This window comes from Terasakiella sp. SH-1 (genome assembly GCF_004564135.1).
Lineage (GTDB): Bacteria > Pseudomonadota > Alphaproteobacteria > Rhodospirillales > Terasakiellaceae > Terasakiella.
In genome coordinates, this window is record NZ_CP038255.1 from 2436223 (window position 1) to 2458394 (window position 22172).

The 22172-nt window shown below is 47.0% G+C and carries 21 protein-coding genes; 10 read left to right on the forward strand and 11 right to left on the reverse strand.

Annotated features, from left to right (window positions below; genetic code table 11):
- Positions 1 to 147 precede the first annotated feature (147 nt).
- Entirely contained in the window at positions 148 to 921 is a 774-nt protein-coding gene (locus tag E4K71_RS11240) for a hypothetical protein (RefSeq protein WP_135079601.1), read from the reverse strand.
- 254 nt (positions 922 to 1175) lie between these two features.
- Here E4K71_RS11240 and E4K71_RS11245 point away from each other — a divergent pair, with 254 nt between their 5' ends.
- Complete coding sequence (locus E4K71_RS11245) at positions 1176 to 1586, forward strand: hypothetical protein (protein ID WP_135079603.1); 411 nt, start codon at positions 1176 to 1178, stop codon at positions 1584 to 1586.
- Between the two features lie 21 nt (positions 1587 to 1607).
- Here the strand turns inward: E4K71_RS11245 and E4K71_RS11250 are convergent, their stop codons facing one another.
- From E4K71_RS11250 to E4K71_RS11260, 3 genes are read right to left on the reverse strand one after another with little or no spacing between them, the layout of a single operon-like run.
- Positions 1608 to 1982: a response regulator gene (locus E4K71_RS11250; RefSeq protein ID WP_135079605.1), complete on the reverse strand. Its 375-nt coding sequence runs from the start codon at positions 1980 to 1982 to the stop codon at positions 1608 to 1610.
- Positions 1979 to 2539, reverse strand: coding sequence for a chemotaxis protein CheX (locus E4K71_RS11255; protein ID WP_135079607.1), 561 nt, complete (start codon positions 2537 to 2539; stop codon positions 1979 to 1981). The genes E4K71_RS11250 and E4K71_RS11255 overlap by 4 nt, the downstream gene beginning before the upstream one ends.
- The gene (locus E4K71_RS11260; RefSeq protein WP_135079609.1) at positions 2536 to 4716 is read right to left on the reverse strand and encodes an ATP-binding protein; all 2181 of its coding nucleotides are present in this window, start codon (positions 4714 to 4716) and stop codon (positions 2536 to 2538) included. Before E4K71_RS11260 ends, E4K71_RS11255 begins: the two co-directional genes overlap by 4 nt.
- Positions 4717 to 5039: 323 nt before the next feature.
- Here E4K71_RS11260 and E4K71_RS11265 point away from each other — a divergent pair, with 323 nt between their 5' ends.
- The 4 genes from E4K71_RS11265 to E4K71_RS11280 all read left to right on the forward strand — a co-directional run bounded on the left by E4K71_RS11265 (position 5040) and on the right by E4K71_RS11280 (position 8163).
- Positions 5040 to 5597 carry a chemotaxis protein CheX gene (locus E4K71_RS11265; RefSeq protein ID WP_135079611.1) on the forward strand — a complete coding sequence of 186 codons (558 nt, stop codon included), beginning with the start codon at positions 5040 to 5042 and terminating at the stop codon, positions 5595 to 5597.
- Complete coding sequence (locus E4K71_RS11270; RefSeq protein WP_135079613.1) at positions 5597 to 5971, forward strand: response regulator; 375 nt, start codon at positions 5597 to 5599, stop codon at positions 5969 to 5971. The genes E4K71_RS11265 and E4K71_RS11270 overlap by 1 nt, the downstream gene beginning before the upstream one ends.
- Positions 5972 to 6040: 69 nt before the next feature.
- Positions 6041 to 7690 (forward strand): EAL domain-containing protein, encoded by a 1650-nt coding sequence (locus E4K71_RS11275; protein ID WP_135079615.1) that lies wholly within the window; start codon positions 6041 to 6043, stop codon positions 7688 to 7690.
- A 32-nt stretch (positions 7691 to 7722) separates the two neighbouring features.
- Positions 7723 to 8163 (forward strand): cyclic nucleotide-binding domain-containing protein, encoded by a 441-nt coding sequence (locus E4K71_RS11280; RefSeq protein WP_135079617.1) that lies wholly within the window; start codon positions 7723 to 7725, stop codon positions 8161 to 8163.
- Here the strand turns inward: E4K71_RS11280 and E4K71_RS11285 are convergent, their stop codons facing one another.
- Positions 8164 to 8679 carry a hypothetical protein gene (locus tag E4K71_RS11285; RefSeq protein ID WP_135079619.1) on the reverse strand — a complete coding sequence of 172 codons (516 nt, stop codon included), beginning with the start codon at positions 8677 to 8679 and terminating at the stop codon, positions 8164 to 8166.
- A gap of 250 nt (positions 8680 to 8929) precedes the next feature.
- Here E4K71_RS11285 and E4K71_RS11290 point away from each other — a divergent pair, with 250 nt between their 5' ends.
- Positions 8930 to 10249 (forward strand): rhodanese-like domain-containing protein, encoded by a 1320-nt coding sequence (locus E4K71_RS11290; RefSeq protein WP_206201902.1) that lies wholly within the window; start codon positions 8930 to 8932, stop codon positions 10247 to 10249.
- Between the two features lie 6 nt (positions 10250 to 10255).
- Here E4K71_RS11290 and E4K71_RS11295 read toward each other — a convergent pair whose 3' ends face one another.
- The 4 genes from E4K71_RS11295 to E4K71_RS11310 form a co-directional block, all read right to left on the reverse strand.
- Positions 10256 to 11899, reverse strand: coding sequence for a hypothetical protein (locus E4K71_RS11295; protein WP_135079621.1), 1644 nt, complete (start codon positions 11897 to 11899; stop codon positions 10256 to 10258).
- A gap of 92 nt (positions 11900 to 11991) precedes the next feature.
- Positions 11992 to 13173, reverse strand: coding sequence for a diguanylate cyclase (locus E4K71_RS11300; protein WP_167730477.1), 1182 nt, complete (start codon positions 13171 to 13173; stop codon positions 11992 to 11994).
- A gap of 101 nt (positions 13174 to 13274) precedes the next feature.
- Complete coding sequence (locus E4K71_RS11305; protein ID WP_135079625.1) at positions 13275 to 15221, reverse strand: alkaline phosphatase family protein; 1947 nt, start codon at positions 15219 to 15221, stop codon at positions 13275 to 13277.
- Positions 15222 to 15227: 6 nt separating this feature from the next.
- Positions 15228 to 16214, reverse strand: a complete 987-nt coding sequence (locus E4K71_RS11310) for a response regulator (RefSeq protein ID WP_135079627.1) — start codon at positions 16212 to 16214, stop codon at positions 15228 to 15230.
- A 218-nt stretch (positions 16215 to 16432) separates the two neighbouring features.
- On the opposite strand from E4K71_RS11310, the gene E4K71_RS11315 reads away from it, so the two are divergent.
- Positions 16433 to 17932 (forward strand): ATP-binding protein, encoded by a 1500-nt coding sequence (locus E4K71_RS11315; RefSeq protein ID WP_167730479.1) that lies wholly within the window; start codon positions 16433 to 16435, stop codon positions 17930 to 17932.
- A 31-nt stretch (positions 17933 to 17963) separates the two neighbouring features.
- On the opposite strand, the gene E4K71_RS11320 is transcribed toward E4K71_RS11315, so the two are convergent.
- Positions 17964 to 18920 (reverse strand): sensor domain-containing diguanylate cyclase, encoded by a 957-nt coding sequence (locus tag E4K71_RS11320; RefSeq protein WP_240796796.1) that lies wholly within the window; start codon positions 18918 to 18920, stop codon positions 17964 to 17966.
- Between the two features lie 113 nt (positions 18921 to 19033).
- On the opposite strand from E4K71_RS11320, the gene E4K71_RS11325 reads away from it, so the two are divergent.
- From E4K71_RS11325 to E4K71_RS11335, 3 genes are read left to right on the forward strand one after another with little or no spacing between them, the layout of a single operon-like run.
- Complete coding sequence (locus E4K71_RS11325) at positions 19034 to 19396, forward strand: DUF2249 domain-containing protein (protein WP_135079633.1); 363 nt, start codon at positions 19034 to 19036, stop codon at positions 19394 to 19396.
- Positions 19390 to 20649, forward strand: a complete 1260-nt coding sequence (locus E4K71_RS11330) for a hypothetical protein (RefSeq protein ID WP_135079635.1) — start codon at positions 19390 to 19392, stop codon at positions 20647 to 20649. The genes E4K71_RS11325 and E4K71_RS11330 overlap by 7 nt, the downstream gene beginning before the upstream one ends.
- Entirely contained in the window at positions 20646 to 21119 is a 474-nt protein-coding gene (locus E4K71_RS11335; protein WP_167730481.1) for a hemerythrin domain-containing protein, read from the forward strand. Before E4K71_RS11330 ends, E4K71_RS11335 begins: the two co-directional genes overlap by 4 nt.
- A gap of 45 nt (positions 21120 to 21164) precedes the next feature.
- Here the strand turns inward: E4K71_RS11335 and E4K71_RS11340 are convergent, their stop codons facing one another.
- A complete protein-coding gene (locus tag E4K71_RS11340) occupies positions 21165 to 22094 on the reverse strand; it encodes an exopolyphosphatase (protein WP_135079639.1) in 930 nt (309 codons plus the stop codon).
- Positions 22095 to 22172: the final 78 nt, after the last annotated feature.

A 22172-nucleotide genomic window follows, 5' to 3' on the forward strand; every position in this document is an offset into this window, starting at 1 on the left:
CATTCAAGCCAAAGAAGATATCCAAATCCTTCTAGACTCTATAAATCAAGCTCTCCACACTGTAGTGGCGGCATCCTAACACAAGCCAGTTTTGGCACCAAAGTATCAAAAGTATTAGGAAGAAACTCCGCGAATGTCCCTTTGCGGTTAATGCATGATCCGGCGTGATAAACTAACCTCATAGCCTAAAAAGCGAATCACAAGGTCCTTTTCACCGTTTTTATACTGCTCCAGCATATCGAGCAAATTGACTAACCCTTCATAAAAACTGTGCTGGCAATGAGGGGGCTTTCCCCCCTCCCTTTCACTCTCGCAATGCTTGCCTATAAATTCTTTCACTTCATCAATCACACTTTGATAAAACGCATCGTCTTCCAGCAAAACGGGCTCGTAGCTGATCAAATTGATGATATCGACAATTGATTTTTTATCGCGTTCAAACGGGCTATCGGCAGGTTCAACAGAAGACTTATAGCGGATCAGCGTTTCACGGGGTAATTGCACCTGAAGTTTCAATGCCTTGCGACTGCCACTTTTGGGACAACGCAAACAATCCAACTCGTCAGGAATAATGACATCCGTCATCAGAAGTTCGACAAATCCTTCCAGTTCTTTCAGACTTAAATTGAAATTGCTGAGTTTTAAATTTTCAAGATGACGCAAAAGCTGATGCTGTTTTTGCATTTTGCTATTGCAGCTTTGAGGGTCGAATTCACTTTGTTCAAGTGTCTCGATTTTGCTTCTACAATAATGGAAGGCTGTTGATAAAATAATCTTAAGCTGTTGAACCTGTTCTTCCTGCGTCCATTCACAGCTCTTTGACATACAGTAATGATCGTACAGATCCTGCAATTCCATAAATCCCGGATAAAAATTATCCAGATAATTGCACTTGTCCCCATATGTTCCTTGGAAAAACACATCAAGCTCCTGCTAAATATTTATATTTTTCCTATTGTCCCTTGCGCCCCTGTAAACGCATATCCCCATATGGGAACAGTACTATCCCGCAGCCTCTACCCCCCATAAAAACTGCGACTGTTCCCATATGGGGATATTGCCTTAAGTATTTATACGATATTGTTAAATCATAAGCGAAGACATGGGCCGTGTCGTTATTTTAGCGCAATACGGCACGGTCCCCGGCCAATGGTTTACTCTTGAGGGAGTGTTAAGTGGAAACGCTCATTCAGCATACAGTTAAAAAAGAACTTGATGGCGATCAGTTCAGTAGAGAGCAACAATGCATCTGCAATATCATCGACCTCGTCAACTGTGATCCTTCCGTACTGGAAGACCACAATGTGTGCAATACCATTGTCAGCGAATTATGGGATTATGTGGAAAACCAATGTGATAACCCGTTGCGCACCGGATTACAGATCAAATCCGTTCATTTCACAGAAAGCTTTTGTGACGCCCTGAAAAGCCTTCTGGAAACCTTATTGGATTATCATCAGGAAGGCGAACATCGCCTGTTGATCCTGTTCTTACTTTATGAAATTGAACTGGTGCATCGTCGCTTTGAATATACAGGCACCCCCAGCAATCAAAATAGGCTGATGGATGGGGCTGTTAACGCATAGCCCCTTATCCAGTTCATATCTTTAAGAGTAATTTTCTATAACCTGAGTGAACATTTCCTCAACACTGTCTTCTTTCACAGGTTTGAGGACATATCCCTTTGCCCCGGCATCAAGGGCAGACATGATCATTTGTTCCTGCCCGTGGGATGTCACCATGACAATCAATGCCTCAGGGTTATCTTTTAAAATATGGCGCGTTGCCTCAATCCCGTCCATATCCGGCATGGTGATATCCATCGTCACAATATCAGGCTTGTGTTCCCCGTATGCTTCAATGGCCTTACTGCCCGTACGTGCCGTGCCAACAATTTCATGCCCCATCCCTTTTAAGATGGCGATCAATTTTTTTTGCGCGATAAGCGAATCATCAACGACCAAAACCTTCAGGGGATTCATTCGTTATTTTCTCCCGTTCCGATAAAATTCAGGTGATCATCAAACAGTTCTGTGGGGCCGACCAGATCAATTTCCAAACGCCCAAACCTGGATTCAAGACCAACAGTAAAAAATTTTGCATCCGCATTCCCGGCAACCGTCTTGGCCCCGAGAATCACCACTGGTGGGGATAAGGGAATAATCGTCCCCTTTTCAGCCAAATCCGCCGTGCTGTTACCCACAATTGTATTCACAACTTCGCATGCTGTTTCCTTGATATAAAGATCATGCTCGTCATCATCGACTTCCAGATCTTCAGTCATGGCTTCCATCAAATGATCAAGCAGCGGCTCATCAAAGCTGAAGGCAATAAAGAGATTAATATGCCCGCCAACAGAAACCAGCGATGTAATAGGAAGCAAATCCAGTGACTTCACATCATCAACTTTATAATCGCGCTTCTTAATTTCCACGCCAGTTTCGGAAGATAAATAATTTTCCGTATAACGGGCAATGACAGAAACAAGCGAACGTATCTGGTCTTTAATATGTATGGAATTCATATTTTCCAACTTCATGCATGCATCTCCCCCCGAGATGTACTGTCACCTGTTAAGATTTTATCCGGAATGGTAAAAGTAAAACAAGTCCCTTCACCAATTTTCGTTTCTACACTGACCCGCCCACCGAGCTTTTCCGTTTCCGCTTTCACAGCTGCCAAGCCGACACCGCGTCCGGAAATCTCTGTTATATTTTCTGTCGTCGATATATTATCGGCAAAAATATACGTGAGAATTTCATCATCACCTAAACTTTTTACCTGTTCATCCAATAAAACATTTCTCTTCACAAGCCTGCGTCGCAGCTTGCCAGCATCAATGCCCCGGCCATCATCACAGATGACCACCGTAACCTTATGATTTTTCCGGCTGATTTCACAAGTGATACGTCCCTCTGGGGTTTTGCCCAGTTCATCACGTTCATCCAGGGTTTCCAAACCATGATCAACGGCATTACGAAACACATGAACAAGGGACTTGGCAAAGCTGCGATAGCGGTTGGGGTCCACCATAACGGCTTCCCCTTCAATCTCAAATTCTGCCACTTCTTTATCCAGACGCTGGGCAACACGATAAATGCTGGTGGAATAAGGGGTAATCAAGTCCCGCAAATCTTTTTGACCAATTTCGGATAACAGGGCCAATAACTGGTTGTAATTCTGATTTTGTGACAGGAAGGGGTGTTCCCCCACCATATTGTCAACCAGCTCATTGATTTCCGGCAGAATAATGTTCATGCCCTGATCACGCATAATAACTTCACTGCCCAAGGCCCCGGTCAAAATCTCCAAGTCAGTCCTAAGCGCATCGGTAATGGCCTCCACATCCAGTTTCAGCGCCTCGCCTTGCACCTGATCATTACGTTCCTGCAGCTGCATCTGGCTTTCAATATCATGTAATGTATCGGCCAACGTTGGAAAAGCGAACTGGGCAAACAACCCTTTAAACGTATGGACCTGTCGATACAGCTCTTTATTCAATTTTTCAGGCTTGTTCATTGCCCTATATAGTTCCGGCACACCGACATAAATGAACTCATTAAAATCATCCAGTAAATCGAGAAAGGTTTCACGTTCCGTTGCCACATTAACGATCATTTCCAAGCGCTTACGGTTTGTATCCAGTTTTTCCTGAAGCTTTCTCTCATCACTGATATCAGACAGGATCAGCATGACACGGCCTGTCCCTAAAATATTATATTTAATTTCAATGATGCGCCCATGGAGGGCTCGTTCTTTGACCAGCAAATTCACCATCAAGCTGCGCTTGAACCTATCTTTCTCTCCCATCGCTCGTTTGATGGTATCGGCAAAAAATTCTGCCGTGCCATCACCACATTCTTCCTTCGAAAATAACAGCTCGGAAATCAACTTACCTGCCGGAGGCATTGCAAACATTTTTTCACAAGCCCGGCTGTAATTAGGCTCCACAATCAAATCCGCACCAAAGGACAAAAAGCCCTGATCAGAAGAATTCAACAAACGTGAAATCGCATCAGAAGATACGGCAAGACTGTCATTGGCAGAACGCAACAACCCTTGTTCATGGGCCAGCTGGTCAACCATCCGGTTATATGCCTTAACCACCCGGCCAATTTCATCATCGGAAAAAAGATCGACTTTGATCGTGGTATTGTCATTTTCACTGGCTTGAATAATCTTGAGAAAACGGGCCAAAGGTTTACCAACCAGATGTCTATTGGCAAGCAAAGCTGCCCCAATCATCACGATCAATAAGGCAATGAGCTGCAAAGCATCATGCGTGAGCTGCCGGATCAGGGCTTCATCGGTTCTCTTGTCATTAAAGGTAATCAGCAGATGACCAAGCGTATGGATCTTTTTGCCATTATCAAAAACAATATCAGTTCGAGAACTCAGTTCTGAGCGATCATCCCGAACTTCCCCGTTTCGGGCAATTTCCACCCCGTCGGCATCAACGATCTGCGCCCCGGAAATATCCTGATCAAGAACAATGGTTTCCAACGTGCGCTGAATACTCTCATAATCAAAGTTCCACAAGGGCATTGCCAGCGACACCGCCATGGATGATGTCAGCTTGCGGTTTTTCTCTTCAATTTCCTGCCGGATATTTTCAGCCGTATAATAGCCAAAAATCACTGAAACCAAAACGGTTGCAAAAATAACCGGCGGTAAAAGATAGAGCAAAAACTTCGTATGGATTGTTCTTTGCTGCATAAGCCTGCGGTATCAATCATCTCTTAAGCTGTATCACCTAAAACAACGGCAATCACAGCGATATTATTCTGTCAAAAAGTGCGCCTGTTAAGCGTAGTATATTTTGATTATACCAAAAAAGAAACGCCCTTTTAGAACCTATTAACTGAAATGAAACCCACGTGAGCAAAGCGACAAAAGAAACCAAAAATATAGAGCTATCCAACAAACAGAAGCAGAAGTTGCAAAAAACAAAAGATTTATTTTCTCAAATTCACTTTCTGGTGATATAAATACTGCGACGCCACCGATGTAAATTTGCCAATGCGCAGGAAAGCGTAGTAATGGGACAACAACAAATAGATACGCAGGAAACAAAACGTCAGATCGAAAAGATGATGTATGTCATCACGCAGCATGCCGAAGATTTTCTGGCTGAAGAAACCCAGACGGCTGTGCAAAACTGTGAATTTTCGATGGGGGGAAGCCAGCAAATTGAACTGAAGCCCCTGACCTCCTTTGTGTCCCTTGGTGGCCATATAGATACGATCATTGCTTTCAGCTTCGATGAATACCTCATTGCCCATCTGACCAAAATGTTCACCGCCGACATCGAGTTTGAAGAAGACGAATTTGAACTCTATGTTCAGGAAACAGCCGGGGAAACCGTCAACACCATTGTTGGGCAAAGCACGGCTGAACTGGCACCGCCACGACGCACCGTTTCGCTTACCCCGCCAGAAACCATTTATGGAAAAAAGAAAATCCGTGGGGATGAAAGCTCACGCTTTTTCAGTGCAACCCTGACAACTGAATTCGGCACCATGGACATTGACCTGCTGGTCCCGACAGAACTGTTTGACAACAAGCTTAATTTCATTGGCCGGGGGGCGCCTTCCTGATGACGCCAATGTCTGTTCTCGTCGTGGACGATTCCCTGATCACGCGAAAAAAAGTCTCAAGCCAGCTGGAAAATATGGGCCATAACGTTGTACGTATGGCCTCAACGGGTAAGGAAGCGATCGAAGCTTTTCGTGAATGTATCCCTGATGTTGTCACCATGGATATCACCATGCCCGATATGGATGGGATCGAAGCAACCAAACATATTATCGCCCATTACCCCTCTGCGGTCATCATTATGGTCACCTCTCACGGTCAGGAACAAATGGTTATGGAAGCCCTGAAAAGCGGGGCAAAGGCTTATGTCCTGAAGCCCATTCAGGCCGATAAGCTGCAACAGGTTTTGCAACAAGTCTATGACAGGTATTTTTGATCTCTTTGACAAAAGCCTGAGAAACGATACACTTACTGTTCCTTCTTCTTTCTGATCCGGGGTTTGCTTATGGCAGATATTGATGCCTTAAAGCAGGACAAAAACCGCTTTGTAAAACTTGCCTTCTGCCGTGCAGACCTTTTGTTTGAGGTCGATAGCGACAACATCATTCATTTTGTTGCCGGAGCGACAGAAGCCCTGTTCGGTCGGTCTCCCGATGAAATGGCAAACACCCCTTTTCTTGATCTTGTCAGCGAAAAGCAACGCACCCTGACCCAAGGCATGCTGGATGGCACATCCGAAGATGAACGGATCGAAGATGCCGAGATCACTCTGATTGGTCAAAAAGGGCTGCGCCTGCCCTGCATCATGGCCGGGTACCGCACACCTGAATTTGACAATCACGCTTTTCTCGCCATCAAGATTGTCACTACAGCAAAGGCAGAAGTCCAAAACGCAAGCCAGAGCGGTGAAATCCTCAGTCAGGAAGGTTTTTCCCAAGCCGCCGCCCAGCATTTGCAGGACCACCTTCAAAAAGGCGGGCAAGGTCAGGTCACACTGATTAAGGTCAAACGGATCAAGGACCTGTTCAAAATGATCGGGGCCAGTGACCGCCAATCCTTAACCGGTGCCATTACCGATGTGCTGAAAAACTACTCACTGGGTAAAAATACGGCCGGGCAAATCAGTGAAGATAGTTTCGGTTATGCCCATACACCGGACATAGACACCGATAAAGTGAATATGGAGATCGAAGAGGCTGCCCAGAAGTTCCTTCCCGATGGGGAAGAGCTGGCAACCAACGCCCTGACCATGGATGCCGATGGCGCAGGTATGAGTGAAGATCAGGTCGCCAAGGCTCTGGTCCATACCATGCAGCAATTTTGTTCAACCGATAAAAAAGTCAGTGCGACCCGCCTGTCAGACTCCCTAGATGAAATGATGAATGGCACGGTTGAAACGGTCAAATTCATCAAGGACGTTACCCGCACCAAAGACTTTGATCTGGTCTATATGCCCATTTGCGACATGCGCTTGGGTAAGGTTCATCATTTTGAAGTGCTGTCACGCTTCCAACAAGGTGAAAACACACCACCGACTTTTCAAATCATCACACTGGCGGAAAACCTTGAACTGATTGTCGATCTGGACTTTGCCGTTTTTGAAAAAACAATCACTCATATGCACAGCATTCTGTCCCAAGGGTCTGTTCTGCCCAGCGTCGCCATTAACCTGTCCAGCATTTCACTGAACAACCCACGTTTTGTTCAACAAGTTCACAAACGGCTAGAAAATTATCCGGGCCTGACCAAACGCTTGATGTTTGAACTGACAGAATCAGCCGAAGTCAAACATCTGGAACAAACCAACCAGATCATTCAGGATTTCCGAAACAAAGGCTTTAAATTCTGCCTTGATGATTTTGGGGCAGGTGCGGCCAGCTTTGATTATTTAAATGCTTTGGAAGTCGATATCGTCAAGTTTGACGGCCCTGTGGTGCGCCGGGCTTGTGCCAGTAAACGCGGGCATGACATGCTCAGCACCATGGCAAAAATGTGTAATACCAGCGGCATCGAAACCGTTGCCGAAATGGTTGAAGATAAAAAAATCGCCAATCAGGTTTATTATTGCGGAATAGATTATGGACAGGGATGGTATTTCGGTAAACCCCACCGTGACCCTCTTTCCTTCCAGGACTTATTTGTGGGTAAAAGCTAAACAATAAGCGCCCATTAGAAAAGAGAGATCGAATGAGTAAAATTGCTTTTGAACGCGCCTTTCAAGAACTCAGCGAAATTGAAATCAACGAACTGATGGAAAAATCGCACTATCTGGTCTTTCAGGCAGATACTGAAATCATGCGTGAAGGTGAAGACCCAAACCAGATTATGGTGATCTTAGGTGGGGAAATCCGGGTGGTCCGCTACGGCCAAAACGGCAAGGAAACCGAACTGTCCTCCCCGCTTGGTCCCGGCGATACCGTAGGGGAAATGTCCTTTATTGATCATATGGGAGCCAGTGCCACACTCATCGCCAATACAGATGTGGCGGTGAAATCCATTGACCCTAATCTTGTCGAGGAAATGACCAAGCATCACCAAGGTTTTCGCGAACGTTTTTATCATTCCCTGCTGCATACGGTAATCAGGCGCTTGCGCTTACTGGATTACAAAATATCCTTTGGCGGATAATCAAACCGTTATCAGGTTGACCTCAATCGCCAGCTGACCATCCATCACCACACTGCGGATCGGACCAACGGTAAAACTGGAAACCGCCAAATCCTGATTCATCGAAACCATTTGATCCAAAATGGATTCCACAGCTTCCAACAGTTCACACTTTTCCGCATCCATATCTGAATAGCCCAATACGACAGCCAGATTGTCATTCAGGCTCAGATCACTCTTATAGCCTGATGACGTAAGATGTTGATGCAGGATAATCGCACCACTGGCCGCACTTAGTGGTTCTTCCTGCCCGGCAAAGGCATCCTTGAAATTTTCAGCTGCTTTGAGAATTTCTTCTTCTGACGGCATATTCATCATGGCGACTTCAGCGCCAATGGGCTCGTTGCCAAACAGTTCAAACTCATCTTCAACAGGGTCATCGTCAAAGAGGTCGATATCATCTTCATCAACTTTGGCAAACCTTGCAATCAGCTCATTTGCACTATCAAACTGATGGTCATTTCTTTTTTCGAGCATAGTGCCGTTCCTTCTGGTTGATGGAGTCCGACGCGCCTTTTTTTATATTGTTAAGAAAAAGACTATCCGATTTTTTAATCTTTAGTACCTATCTAAAACGATAGTTTTTACGTATTTTCACCTAATCTCCTAGTTTATAAGGGGTTTCAGACATATATTTTTTCATTTTTCTTAGAATTATTCTATTGATCCCGCACTTCCCTAAAGTAAACTATTCTAATGTAACAGAATCACACTTTTGGACTTTAGTATGATGACCTCTCGTTTCCTTTTGACTGCCCTGTTTGCAAGCAGCTTGCTCACAACCAACCCAACCCTTGCTATGCAAGATGCTTCTGACATTTTGTCACAGGCAAAAAATGAAATAAAAAACATCTCCACTAAAGACTTACAAAAATGGATTGTTGATCATCCAGAAGGAATTCTTGTTGATGTACGCACCCCCGCAGAAGTTACAATGCTGGGCGGTAATATTGGCAGTTATCAAAATCGCATCATCCCACGGGGCTGGCTGGAATTCCAAATTCAGGATCATGCCCCCGATCCCAAGACCCCGATTGTGGTTTATTGCGGTAAAAATGAACGCAGTCCTCTCGCGGCCAAGATGTTACAGGATATGGGGTATCAAAATGTCCAAAACTACGCCGAAGGTGTCTTTGCCTGGCGCGATGCAGGATTGACGATAAAGTCACCGGATCAGGCACGCGACAGCTTTCTTTATCGCAAACCGCAACAGGTCGTGGATGGTGTTTGGTCTGCCATCGGTCAGACTGCTCCGCCTTTATATGAGAATTCCGGCCATAACAACAACCTGACTTTCATTGAAACCTCAGAAGGCGCGGTTGTGGTCAATGCCAGTGCCAATTACCTGCTGGCACGTGCCTTTCATGAAGAAATGAAAAAACTGAGCAGCCAGCCTGTTAAATATGTCATTTTCGAAAACGGTCAAACTCATGCCGCCATGGGGGCGCAATACTGGAAAGAACAAGGCGCGACCCTGATTGCCCATGTGGATGCCGCCCACGAGATTGAAGAAAACCGGGAGCGCATGATGGCTCAAACCCTCAAACGCTATCGTGACAAGGCCATGGGCTCTAAAGTACTGCTGCCCGATGAAACCTTTGAAGACGAGATGGTGCTGGAACTCGGTGGGGAACGTATTGAACTGCGCAATTTCGGCCCGGCCCACAGCCCCGGCGATATCTCCGTCTGGTTGCCGAAGAAGAGCCTTGTGATTGCCGGGGATATGGCCTTTCACCAACGCCTGCTTGCTGTCTTTGAAGAAACCGACACAGCCGCCTGGATTGAGTCCTGGCAGGAATTCGCCGCTCTTAAGGCCAAACACGTCATCCCCGGTCACGGCGACCCCACCACCATGGCAGAGATCACCAAATACACTCATGACTATCTGGTCTACTTACGCGCAGAAGTGCGTAAACTGCTGGATAATGACGGTGGTTTGGCAGATTCTTATAACATCGACCAATCCGCCTATCGCCATCTCGATACCTTCCGCGAACTGGCACGTAAAAACGCCGGGCGGGTATTTGTACAGATGGAATTTGAGTGAGTGTGTTTACTTTATAACCGAAAGGATCAGGTCCGCAATGGGCTTGATCCAGCCAAGTTCCTGCGCCACAGCAACCGCCCCCCCTGTCAACAAGGATATCACAACAGGTGATTTGACAAACTTCACTACTTTCTTGCCAAAGTCCAAAAGGGGACCGCTCAGTGCCACCCCTGTTTTTTGGGCTTTGCGGGCCAGTGGGAAAAGGGGTTCAAACAGGCCGGAGAAAATATTGCCCACAACCCGCACCAAATTCAGCTTATCCGTATCAGAAAGTTGAATACGATCTTCCGGGTCTGGCAGAATATTTGTATCAACCTCTTCAAGCAGATCATGTACCGGGGCGCGTAAATCTTCGGCAAACAGCTCAGGCTCATGTTCTGTTTCTTCAAGAACATCTTTACTGTCTTCAATCGCCTCTTGTGGAATGTCGATCCCGGCATCATCCAGATAATCCAGCCAGTCCTGAAACTGACGAATAAAAAGGTGATGGGAATCTTTCAGTGCCTTAATCTCAGCAACCGCATCTTCCAGAAAAAAGTCATTGGCACTATCAGCCAAATTTTGAAGTCGCAAGCCTTGTGTGCCCAGTGCAATCACATTCAGTTCATCAAAGCTTACCCCCAACGCCGCCTGATAGCGTTTCAGGAAATTCCCCACCGCCGGATAATTACGTCCGGGCTGTAATTCGGCAAGATCTTCAAACATATGCAGATGACTTTGCCATGCCACACGCAAACGACCTTCCTGTGCCTCCCCTTTCAGGGCAGGGGCAGGGGGCGGGCGACGATGCAGCAAGCCGTCCTCATGATATTCTGTCTGAACAGAGGCTTGGCGCTGTTCTGCAACCTCATCAACAGGTGGTTTGCCCCGATATTTCTCCTCAATCTCAGCAATCACCGCGTTGAAATGAGCAGCCCCCTTTTTCCACTTATCCTTAGGGATCAAGGCACGTTCTTTTTCCAGATGGTAGATGAGCGAACGACCATTAGGCTTAGCCCCACCTTCAAGGCGGTCCTCATACCATTGCGTCCAAACCCACCAGTCTTCATCCAATGCCAGCAAACTCTGTTTCAACGACTGCCAATTGACTTTCAGTTCTTCAGGCATATCCTCCCCCCATAAGGGGCGGTTCATCACCTGTTCAATCTGCGCACCATCTTCCAGCAAAGCAATATCACGATTAATTTCCGGCCAGACATCAACACCCGTCGCCAAGGCCCTATGCACCGTGCGAATAGCAGATACAATCGCCGTTCTCACGGCCGCCTTGGCTGCAGCGGCAGCAGCATCTGCAACAGCAGCACGCGCCCTCCCTGTTTCGCCGTAATCTTTACTTTTGGTCCGGGCTAAGGCTCTGGCAATCGTCCTGCCATCACCAGCAGCCTTTCGAGAAGATGCAGCAGCAATATCGCCCGCAGCACTAAACTCAGGTCCATCACTGGGTCTGCTACTCGCAATCCAGGGCACTGCCAATGCCCGAAAAACCGGTAATAAAAGGAGTGTGCTATTTTTTGTCGGGGCCAGTGAGACCATAAGCTCCAGTTTCGGCAAAACCCGCAACCCAATACGTGCAGCCAGACCGGCAGCGACCCAACGGCCTCGTCCGACCAACCACTCTTGCAATTCTTCCTGATTGCGCACCTGCGTCATCGACTGCCCTACTCCTTTCCCATTTGCACGAAAAGATAGCACGACGCTTTCTTCTTGTCGATAAAACCCCGTCCTTGTGCAGCTGTCCTGGCTTAAATAATCTGATTGCGCCCGGACCTTTTGGCGCGATAGAGCCGATCATCTACCGATTTAAAAAATTGTTTCAGGCTGGAATCATGGTCAGGGGCGATGTGACCAACACCGAGGCTGACGCTAATATAATCACTGACCATAGAAGGGCTATGTTCTATTTTGAGTTCACCCACGCGCCGGTGCAACTGTTGGGCAACGGCCTGCGCCCCTTCCTGATTTGTATTGGGCAAAACGCAAACGAACTCTTCTCCGCCATAACGTGCAACAAGGTCGCTTGAACGGTGCACAACCTGCTGCAAGGTTTGGGCAACGGTTTTCAGGGTTTCATCCCCTTGGGCATGACCATATTTGTCATTATAAAGTTTGAAATAATCAATATCTATCAAGATCAAGGACAGTTCCCCACCGGATTGAACCGCCTGCTCCCAACTGGTTTCGTAAAAATCATCAAAACGTCGGCGGTTGGGGATTTGGGTCAGGGCGTCCGTATTGGAGATCCCTTGCAGGATTTCATGATCCTTGCCCATGCGCTGTTTAAAGCGGTTTTCATGGATGAGAACAGACCAACTGATCAGCAAGGCAATGACCGTAGCCGCCCCACTGAGCATAATCATATTATTTTGTGCTTTTTTGATTTTACGTTGGGCGTTTTCCGCTTCACGTTTGGCTGCCTTTTCAAAGACTTCCACAAATTTTTGCAGACTGTTCAAAACCTGAATTTGGGCAATGACACCATTATAAAGGATTTGGCGGGTTTCCATGGACCAGTCTTCATTGACCACATCTTCCATGGCTTTTTCGATAATAGGGCGTGCCGTTTTAATTTCGCCTTCAAGAGTATGCAGGGCGCGTTGTTCGCCTTGTGTTAAATTAAGCTTTTGCAGGTCTTCACGCGCTTTTAGAAAACGTCCGGCCTCTCGGTGAAAAGCTTCCAGCTCAACATCCTTGTCAAAATAATCATCAAGTGTAGACGCAATGGTCAGGCGAAAAGAGCGTTCCCGAATGGCTTCGCGCATTAAAAAGGCAGCTTGAAGTTTTTCCTGATAGGCAGTATCGCGTTTCCAGGCATCTTCCATCTGGTTTAAGCGGTCATAGCCGATATAGATACTGCCTATCATACAAAGCAAAATGGATGAAATGCCAAGAACAAGAAAGGCAAATGTTGTCTTTGATCTATGCATGCGCCCCCAAAACCGATTCATAGCTTATATGAATCTATATATGGATCAGCATGATAAAGACAAGGAAGATACGTTTATGGTTTCATCAAGCCTTTGTCCGGCTACTGCCAGCGGGAATGTTTTTCCATGCGATGAAACGCAAGGGCTGTCCCATCGGTTAGGAGTTGGCGAAAACGCCAAGGCTTCCCATCCTTATCCAGTTCCACCAATCCAATGCCTGCACCATTAAGGACGCGGCGACCATCAGCATGACCTTCGGGTTTTCGGGGGATCACGCGCATGCGTCGGCGTTTGGTCAGCCAGTTTAGGGGAGATTGTGGGGCGTAAAGCCAGCGATTGACGATATCCAGAATATTGAGCAATTTCTTCGGGAATTCATTTTTTAGCCCACTGCTCGTGACTTGCCAGATATCCGGCCCCCCATTTCGATTGCGTAACTCCACGTCATAAACAAAAGAGTAATGCACATCACCGGATAAAATGACAAAATTCTGCGGTGTTTTGGAATGGAGAAAGACATTCAGGATGGAATTGGCCGTTCCCGGGTGCGCCATCCAGTTTTCCGCATCCACCATCAAGGGTTTGCCCAGCCAGGTGAAGACACGCTGGATTGTCTCAATCAATTTTACCCCGTAAATCGGGGCGGGTGAAACCAGTAATACACTGTCATTGCCGTAAAGTTTTTGTTGCAGGTCGCCCAATGCCTCCCAATCGAGCAGGCCAGAGGGTTTGACCATCGAACTTTCTGAGCGCCAGCGACGTGTGCGTGAATCAATTACAATAAGCGGCGGGGTGGTTTGCCAGTCATATTCCCAGCCTTCAAAACTGATTAACAAATGAAGGAAATCATCATGTTGTTTGTGGCCGGGATGCTCAAGGGCGTCTTGTAATTGGGTGATGATATCTGTTGAAAACTTATCCGGGGCATTGCCCCAACCCTGACAGATGAAATAGGCCGACAGGCTGTTGCCGATCATACGGGTGGAAAAAGGGTGGTTGTAAACGGCCTCTTCCCATTGGCGGTTCAGGTTCCAGTCATCGGTGACATCATGATCGTCAAAGATCATGGCAACCGGAATATGGGCAAAGAGACGGCGCACCTGTTCCAATCCGGAAACAAACTGTTTAAGGATCGCTTTTTGTTTGGCAAAGAGTGTTTTATTTTCTTCGCTCAACCCATCTGGCTGGCTCATTTGTGTCAGTGTCCAGGGAACAGGTGACCAGACCATCAGATACATGACGAGGTTTTCATGCAGGGTAATCAGGTGATTATGGGCCGTATCTGTTGTGAAAACCGGTTTGTGCACCCCTTCAAACAACATGTCCATCAAGGCACGGTTGCCTTCGACTTTAGGTAAAATTTCTTCACGGCCATAATAACAGTCAGGATGGTTATAAATATCCTGAGAGGATTGGATTGCAGGGGCCTCCAGCCCAGAAAAACCTTCTGCCGGGCAAGACAGAGCCGAAATCACGTCATGGATGGCGCGCAAGGTTGGCCCTGCCACATCATCGGCATAAATCTGATCCCCCGATAGAACAAGGGCAGAAGGCCAGCTGGGCAGGTCTTCATCTGCATGATCCTGTTTTTGCAGCAACCGTTCAATCAGCCGATCAGCTTCCACCAGTCCGTCAGGGGAATCATGATGGGGCTTGCGACAGGACCCATGCAGGATTGACCCGATATGGCCGGGAAGCTGAAAGCCGAGTGAGGATTGCCCCGGATAAAGCAGAGATGGGGTAATATCAACAATATCCTGCCAGTCGCCCTCATCTGTTTTGAGGTCCAGCTGGTAGTCAAGCCATTGATCTTGGGGAAGCGGCTTGTCCAGCTTGATATCGAGTAATGAAAAATATAGATGCGGCCCGACCTTTAGGTTGGTCAGCCGTCCATCGCCATTCGAACAGTGGTAGTGTGTGCCATTCAAGTACAGGCGCAGTTCCAGTTCCTGTGTGGACACCAGCCACAGGGCGATATGATGCACATCGGTTCGACGCAGGATCGGCCCGGCCAGTATCAGGGGAAGGGAAGTCGCTGTCTCGTTCATGTGATCCTATGGTATATCAATGACGATGCGCACCTGATTGCCTGATCCTTGATAGGTCAGATTGGGGAAGGCGAGGTTCAGGGCAATGGCCACCCCGCGTCCATGTTTGGCAAGCATCAGTTCAGGTGAAAATTCGGAATATTGTTCCCAGTTAAATCCATTGCCTTGATCCGTAATTGTGAAATACAGCTTGTCGTCTTCGCGCTCATAATCCACTTCAACATATTTGTCTTTATATTCGGCCAAGGCCAGACGGGTGGCAATTTCATTTTCCAGCTGATGGGTCTCCAGCAATTCAGTTTTCTTTTCATAACCAATGGCCAGATTACCATGTTCAATACCGTTCATAATCAGTTCGGTAAAGCCGATAATGGCGGTTTCCGGTTCCGGGCACAAATGGGACAGGGTATTGGCAACATTATTGGCCTGTTCCGGGGTCTTGATAAAGAACTGAGCGTTGTTGAGACACTGGATACTTTGAACAGGTTGCTGGGCCAGCTTGATCAAATTGTCATAACGCAAGATCAAGGCTTCGATTTCAGGATCGCTTTCTTTTTGTGTCGCACTGACAAGGAAGTTCAGCGTTTTATTTAATTTACTTTCGGCATGGGCATCCATGCGTTCACGCGCATCATAAAGCGATTGAACGGTGGCAAGCAAAACATCAAAATCAATGGGCTTGCGCAGATAGTTTGTGACCCCAAGGCGGCGCCCCTTGATTTCATCATCACGTGACACCAGAGCCGTCAGGAAAACAAAGGGAATGGCGGCAAACTCCCGATTGGCTTTTTGCAGTTTTTCAAACAGTTCATACCCATCCATTTTGGGCATGGAAATATCTGAAATAACAATGTCTGGCGTATCCTGATTAATCAGCTGAAAAGCTTCTTCACCATCACCAGCTTCCAGAACGTCATACCCGTTATCTATGAGTTCATCGACGATTTCTTCACGTAAGTCGACTTCGTCTTCTACAACCAGAATTTTAACCATTTTATTTCTTTTTCGCAGTTCCCTGTTTTTCGCAGATGACTATAGCAGAAATTATGACGTTTTTTATGAGGGAATTTATCCAAAGAACAGACAAAAATATAAAGTCGGTTAAAATTCTGTCTTTAGCCTATGTGGATCAACATCATAGTGATATGATCCCTGCTCAGGGACATGAATGAAAACAACAAGAAGATGACGCATCAGCCATGGAAACGGGCGTGTCGGACAATCAAAATCACTGCAGGAAAATCAGTGACCTTTTGGGGCTGAATAGCCGGACAACGCGTCGGGCATTGCTGTGGATTGTGGTGATTGGGCTGATCGGTTCTTTTATGCTGACGGCGTATCAATTCTTTCGGGATAAAGAATTACGCATTGATCAGCTGGATCGCGAAATGAAGGCACTGGGCCTTGTGTTTAGCGATGCCTTGTCCCACAGTCTCTGGGTTGTTGATACGGACCTTCTGGAAACCCAGCTTCAAGGGGTCGCCCAGCTTAAGCAAGTATCCGGCGTCAGCCTCAAGGCACAAGAAACTCTGGAATATCATTTTGGCTCAACCCAGCCCAAAGACGGCCAGCTCAGTTATTCATTCCCTATCCATTATCATCAGCACGACGAAACATATGAGTTGGGAACCTTGTTGATCTATCATGATTTACAGGAAGATATTGACGAAATTTTTGCCAGCCAGATGTTTAATTTCATGGGCAACTCACTGGTAATTTTATTAATCGCCATCAGCGTTTCCTTAATTTTCCAAGTCTTTGTTGTGCGCCGCTTGATGTCTATCGTGAACGAGCTGAACAATCTTTCAGCAACAGATATGAGAAGCCTGCCCCAAGGCCCAAAACTATCAGATATTTCTGATGATTGGGATGAGCTGGATGTGCTGGCAAATTCGGTGACAAGTCTGCGTCAAAAAGGATACGAGCTGTTGCAAGAGGCTGACCGTAAGGAAGAGGTCATGCGCAACCAGAATGTGGAACTGATGCAATCCTTGAAGAACGAACGCCATATGCGCAATCAGCATCGGACCTTTGTCACCATGGTCTCTCATGAGTTTCGCACACCTTTGGCGGTGATTGACAATATTGCCCAGGGCGTCATTCGCAGGCAGGCCAAGATGACGCCTGAAACGGTGGAGAAACGCATGATAAAGGTGCGCACCTCTATCAACCGTTTAACGGCCTTGATGGAAAGTGTGCTGGTGGCTGACCGGATGGAAGAAGGGGCGATCAAACTTGCCCTTGAAAAGGTGGATTTACGTGAGCTGATCAGCGCGATTATAGAAACCCAGCGTCGCTTTGTGACCCATCGCCTCAATTGCGAATATCGCGCCTTGCCCGAACGGATCGACGGAGATGCGCAAATGTTGCGTCTGGTCTTTGAAAATCTGGTGGTAAATGCCTGTAAATATTCCCCCGATGGCAAGGATATTGATATTACCGTCTGGACGGAAATGGATCATGTCTATGTTTCCATTCGCGATTACGGTATCGGCATCCCTAAAAGAGATAGAAACCGCATGTTTGAACGGTTCTTTCGGGCCAGTAATGTCACAGGTATCAGCGGTTCCGGTATCGGGTTGAATACAGCGCAAAATATTATTGAACTACACGGTGGTAAAATCACCCTTGATTCTCAAGAAGGTGTGGGCACCATCTTCACCATCTCCCTCCCCATGGAATCTTCCGGGGTCAATGGCGTGATTGCATAACTAGAATTAGCAAGGGACATTTTCGGTCCACTCACGGGGCTTCATAGATACAGACGCGATTGCGACCCATTTGTTTGGCCTGATACAATGCTTGGTCTGCCATTGCAATCAGCCCGCCTGCCTGCGTCTCCGGGTTAGGGAATAACGAAACAGCCCCTACACTCATCGTCACCCGGTCTGTTGTGCAACTCCCACGATGTTCCAGATTCAAATCGAAAACCGTTTCTTTCAAACGTTCTGCCACACGCAAGGCACCATCAGGGCCAGAAGACGGGATGATCATGGCAAATTCCTCCCCGCCATAGCGCGCAGCCAGATCATTTGCCCGCAATGCCTGTTTTTCCAGTGCCTGCGCGACCTCTTTTAAACATTCATCCCCTTTTTGATGACCATAGGTATCATTATACTGTTTAAAATGATCCACATCGCACAACAACAGGCTCAAGCTTTCTTGTTCGCGCACGGCATGTAACAGGTCGGCTTCCAGCTTCATATCAAATGAACGCCTGTTTGCCAGTCCGGTCAGGCCGTCTTTATTGGCTAAACTTTGCAATGCCTGTTCAGCCCGCTTTTGTTCTGTCATATCACGCAAGGTTTCAACAACGGCAATGACATTGCCATCATCATCAAAAATCGGTCCACAATTAATCGCCAGATATAAACGCTTTGCCGCACGAGGCATAATACACCAGTTTTCGGCACGCACCCCATCATAGGTATCACATTGAAGGGCAGATTCTGCATAGAGTTCTTGGATTTCATCGAGTTTTGACTGTAAGACCAAATCAGCAAGGCACACGCGAGGCCCATCATAAAATGCTTTCCAATGATCCTGCGTTCCCAAAACCTCGTCTGCGCTCACACCGCTTAAACGTTCACACGCCTTATTCCAGATAATCACCGTTCCCTGCGGGTCCAGAACAAAAGTTGGAACCACCAAATGTTCCATAAGACGAATGGCGAACTGATGCTCGCTCTGCTGATCCATTGAGTACTCTCCCTGAATGAAACCATGACACATTAATGCAATTATTTATTAAAATTTTATCTATTTTACGCAAGTTAAGCGATTGCTTCAACCGTACTTATTGACCAGTATCAATGTACAAAAGTCTCAAGATTGGCGATAATCCGATTATGACGAAGAAAAAGACAGATTTTATCCCTTGTGATGGCACAATCCCCAAAGATTGGGTCGCACCGGAAATTGCCAACCGCGTCCAGCACTCTGAGCAGTTCATCCATGCAAATCTTGTCGGTCTTTCGCCCCCTACACCACTGGTTGGCACCTTAAAACTCTTATCCCACCTTAAACCCGGCCAGTATTTCGAAGGCTTGTTTCCCCATTCCCCCATCCATCTTTACCCTCATTTACGTGAAGAGGGCTGGCAGTGGAAAATTATAGATAAAAGCAATGAGGGTGTTTTATTGAAAATCGAACGGTCAAAGGAAACATCATGTTAGGCGGTACCCTTCCCTTTGGCGCAGAACAACGCCTGTTACCAGAATGGATTCCCTTAACTTTTTTTGCCTTTGCCCTGATTTGCCTGCCACTGGGCTGGCTGTTGGTGATCATTCAGGCGGAACACATCAACAGCTTTAATGGGGGATTTGGCCCCGCCTTGGCCTGTCTGCACATGTTCACCATCGGTGTCATTCTCAGTGCTGCCTTTGGGGCCTCCATGCAAATGCTGCCTGTTGCAACCGGGGCTGTGATGAACAGACCCCATCTGGTTGTGGCTGTTCTTTGCCTACTGGTCATTGGAACAACCATCACACTGGGGGGATTTGCCCACTACCTTGATTCAACGGCCACCTTTGGCAGCTTTTTTTTGCTGGTGGGCATCAGTCTTTATATCTTCTTGCTGTTCTGCCTCTTGTTGAGAAGTGAAACCCTTAAAAGCGTGCGCAATCACGTGCTTGTCGCTGCCGTTGCTCTTTTTCTTGCCGCTGGGCTTGGCTTTATCACGGTTTTAAACTGGGCTGGCTATCTTCCCTTTTATATGGAAAACGCTGCTGTAATGCATATGGGGCTGGCGCTTTACGGCTTTATGGGACTGCTTGTTCTGGGCTTCAGTCGTGTGATGATCCCCATGCTCTCCCTCAGTGATCAAACCAATGACAAAATCTGCCTCATTGCCTTGATCAGTGCTTTAAGTGGGCTTCTCACCTGGTCTGTTGGCCTTTATAAGATTGCCCCCGTCCTTGCTCTCCTCGCCGCCTGCCTGCATGTATATGAGATGTATCATATTTTAAAAGGGCGCTTGCGTACCCGCCTTGGGCCTGAATGGCATGCCATCCGCTTTTCATGGGGCATGCTACCTCTCAGCCTTGTTTGTGCAACCTTGTCTCTTTGGGGGATATGGCCGGAAAAAATGGCACAATTTGCTGTGTCCCTCGCTGTCTTAGGCTGGCTGATTTCTTTTATTATCGGTATCTTACAGCGTATTGTTCCTTTCTTGCTGTCCATGCAAATCGCCCGCAAAACCGGTATGCCGGAACTTCCAGAAAAACTCGCCCATCAGCAACTCGTCAAGTTCATCGCCCCCTGCCACTTTATCGCCGTTGCCTGCGTGGCTTTGGCCCTGTTGTTTGACATCTCCCACCTGTTTCGCCTTGCCGGACTCTTCGGCCTGATTAGCGGAATATGTTTCTTATCATATTTACTTATTGCCATCCGGCGCAAAAGCGCCAGTCTGGAGAAAATGACCTCATGAGACTTTCTGAAATTCTTCATCGCGAACATCAACGTACCTTACAAGTTCTCAATGCCCTTGACGGCTGGCAAGGCAAACCCCAGCCGGATCAACTTGCCCCAATTGAAAACTTGTTGAAAGATGTGATCGACGTCACCAAAAGTGATGTTCAGGATCATTATGCCTTTGAAGAGCAGCATCTTTTCCCGGTTTTACGCAATAACGGGGCCGATTTTATGGTGAATATGCTCAGCGGTGAACATGAACTCATTCGCCCCATTGCACAGGCCCTGCAATCCCTGTCTGAGACAGCCCTTGAAACAGGCTTCACACAGGAAAGCTGGGCTGAGTTCCAAACCCTCAGCGCCGATTTCATCGGCCATGAAACATTTCACATTCAAAAAGAAGAAATGGGCCTGATCAACGCAATCAACGCCATGTTCACACCAGAAGAAGAAACCCCTCTGATCGCGCTTTATCAAAAGACATAAACGAAGTTAAGTTCCCCTGTCATCACCCAGGGGAACAGTATTTGATCAGCCGTCAGCTGTGATCTGTTCGATCAGTTCTTTTAGAACTTCGTCAACACGATCATTTTCAATACGGCAAGATCCCACCTGCTTGTGACCACCGCCACCGTACTTGAGCATCAAGCTGCCCACATTGGTTTTAGATGTGCGGTTCAAGATGGATTTACCCGTTGCCAGCAAACATTTACCCGGCTCAATTTCAGGGATAACCTGAATGGAAATGTTACAATCCGGGAAGATCGCATAAATAGTGAAACGGTTGCCAGCATAAACTGTTTCCTGACCACGTAGATCAAAGACCACCAGATTATTGTGAACCTGTGTGTTCTCATTCAGCTTATGTTCAAACATCTCTTCATGCTGATAGTAGAGATGCAGACGTTCTTCCACATCAGGAATTTTCAGGATTTCATCCACCGGATGGTGACGGCAATACACCATCATATCTTTCATGAACTGTTCATGCGTGATAGAGAAGTTACCGATATGATCCAGCCCGGTACGCGGATCCAGAACAAAGTTCAACAACACCCACGGGCTTGGCGCCAGAATATCTTCTTCTGTATATTGCGCCATATCTGCCTTATCCACGGCTTCCAACATGTCAGTGCAGATTTTCGGGAATTTTTCACCCTTGCCAAAATGGTTATACACCACACGGGCTGCGGAAGGAGCCGTTGCATCAATAATCAGATTGTCATGATCCCCCACACGTTCCACTTCACTGGCATGGTGATCCAGACAAAGGTGGGCTTTTTCCACATAAGGCAGGTTGGTTACAATATCGTTTTCCGTAACCTCAAAAACCCCATCCTGGATTTCCTTTGGCTCGGCAAAAACAATTTCATCAATCATCTCGAGTTCGAGAAGTAATGTACCTGAAACGACACCGTCAAAATCCGCTCGCGTAACGAGACGATATTTTTGGTCAGTCATGTTTCCGGCTCCTATCCTATTCGTTCTTATGCGAAAAATTCGCCCCGTAGTTGGCAACAGTTTACGGATTAAAAATTG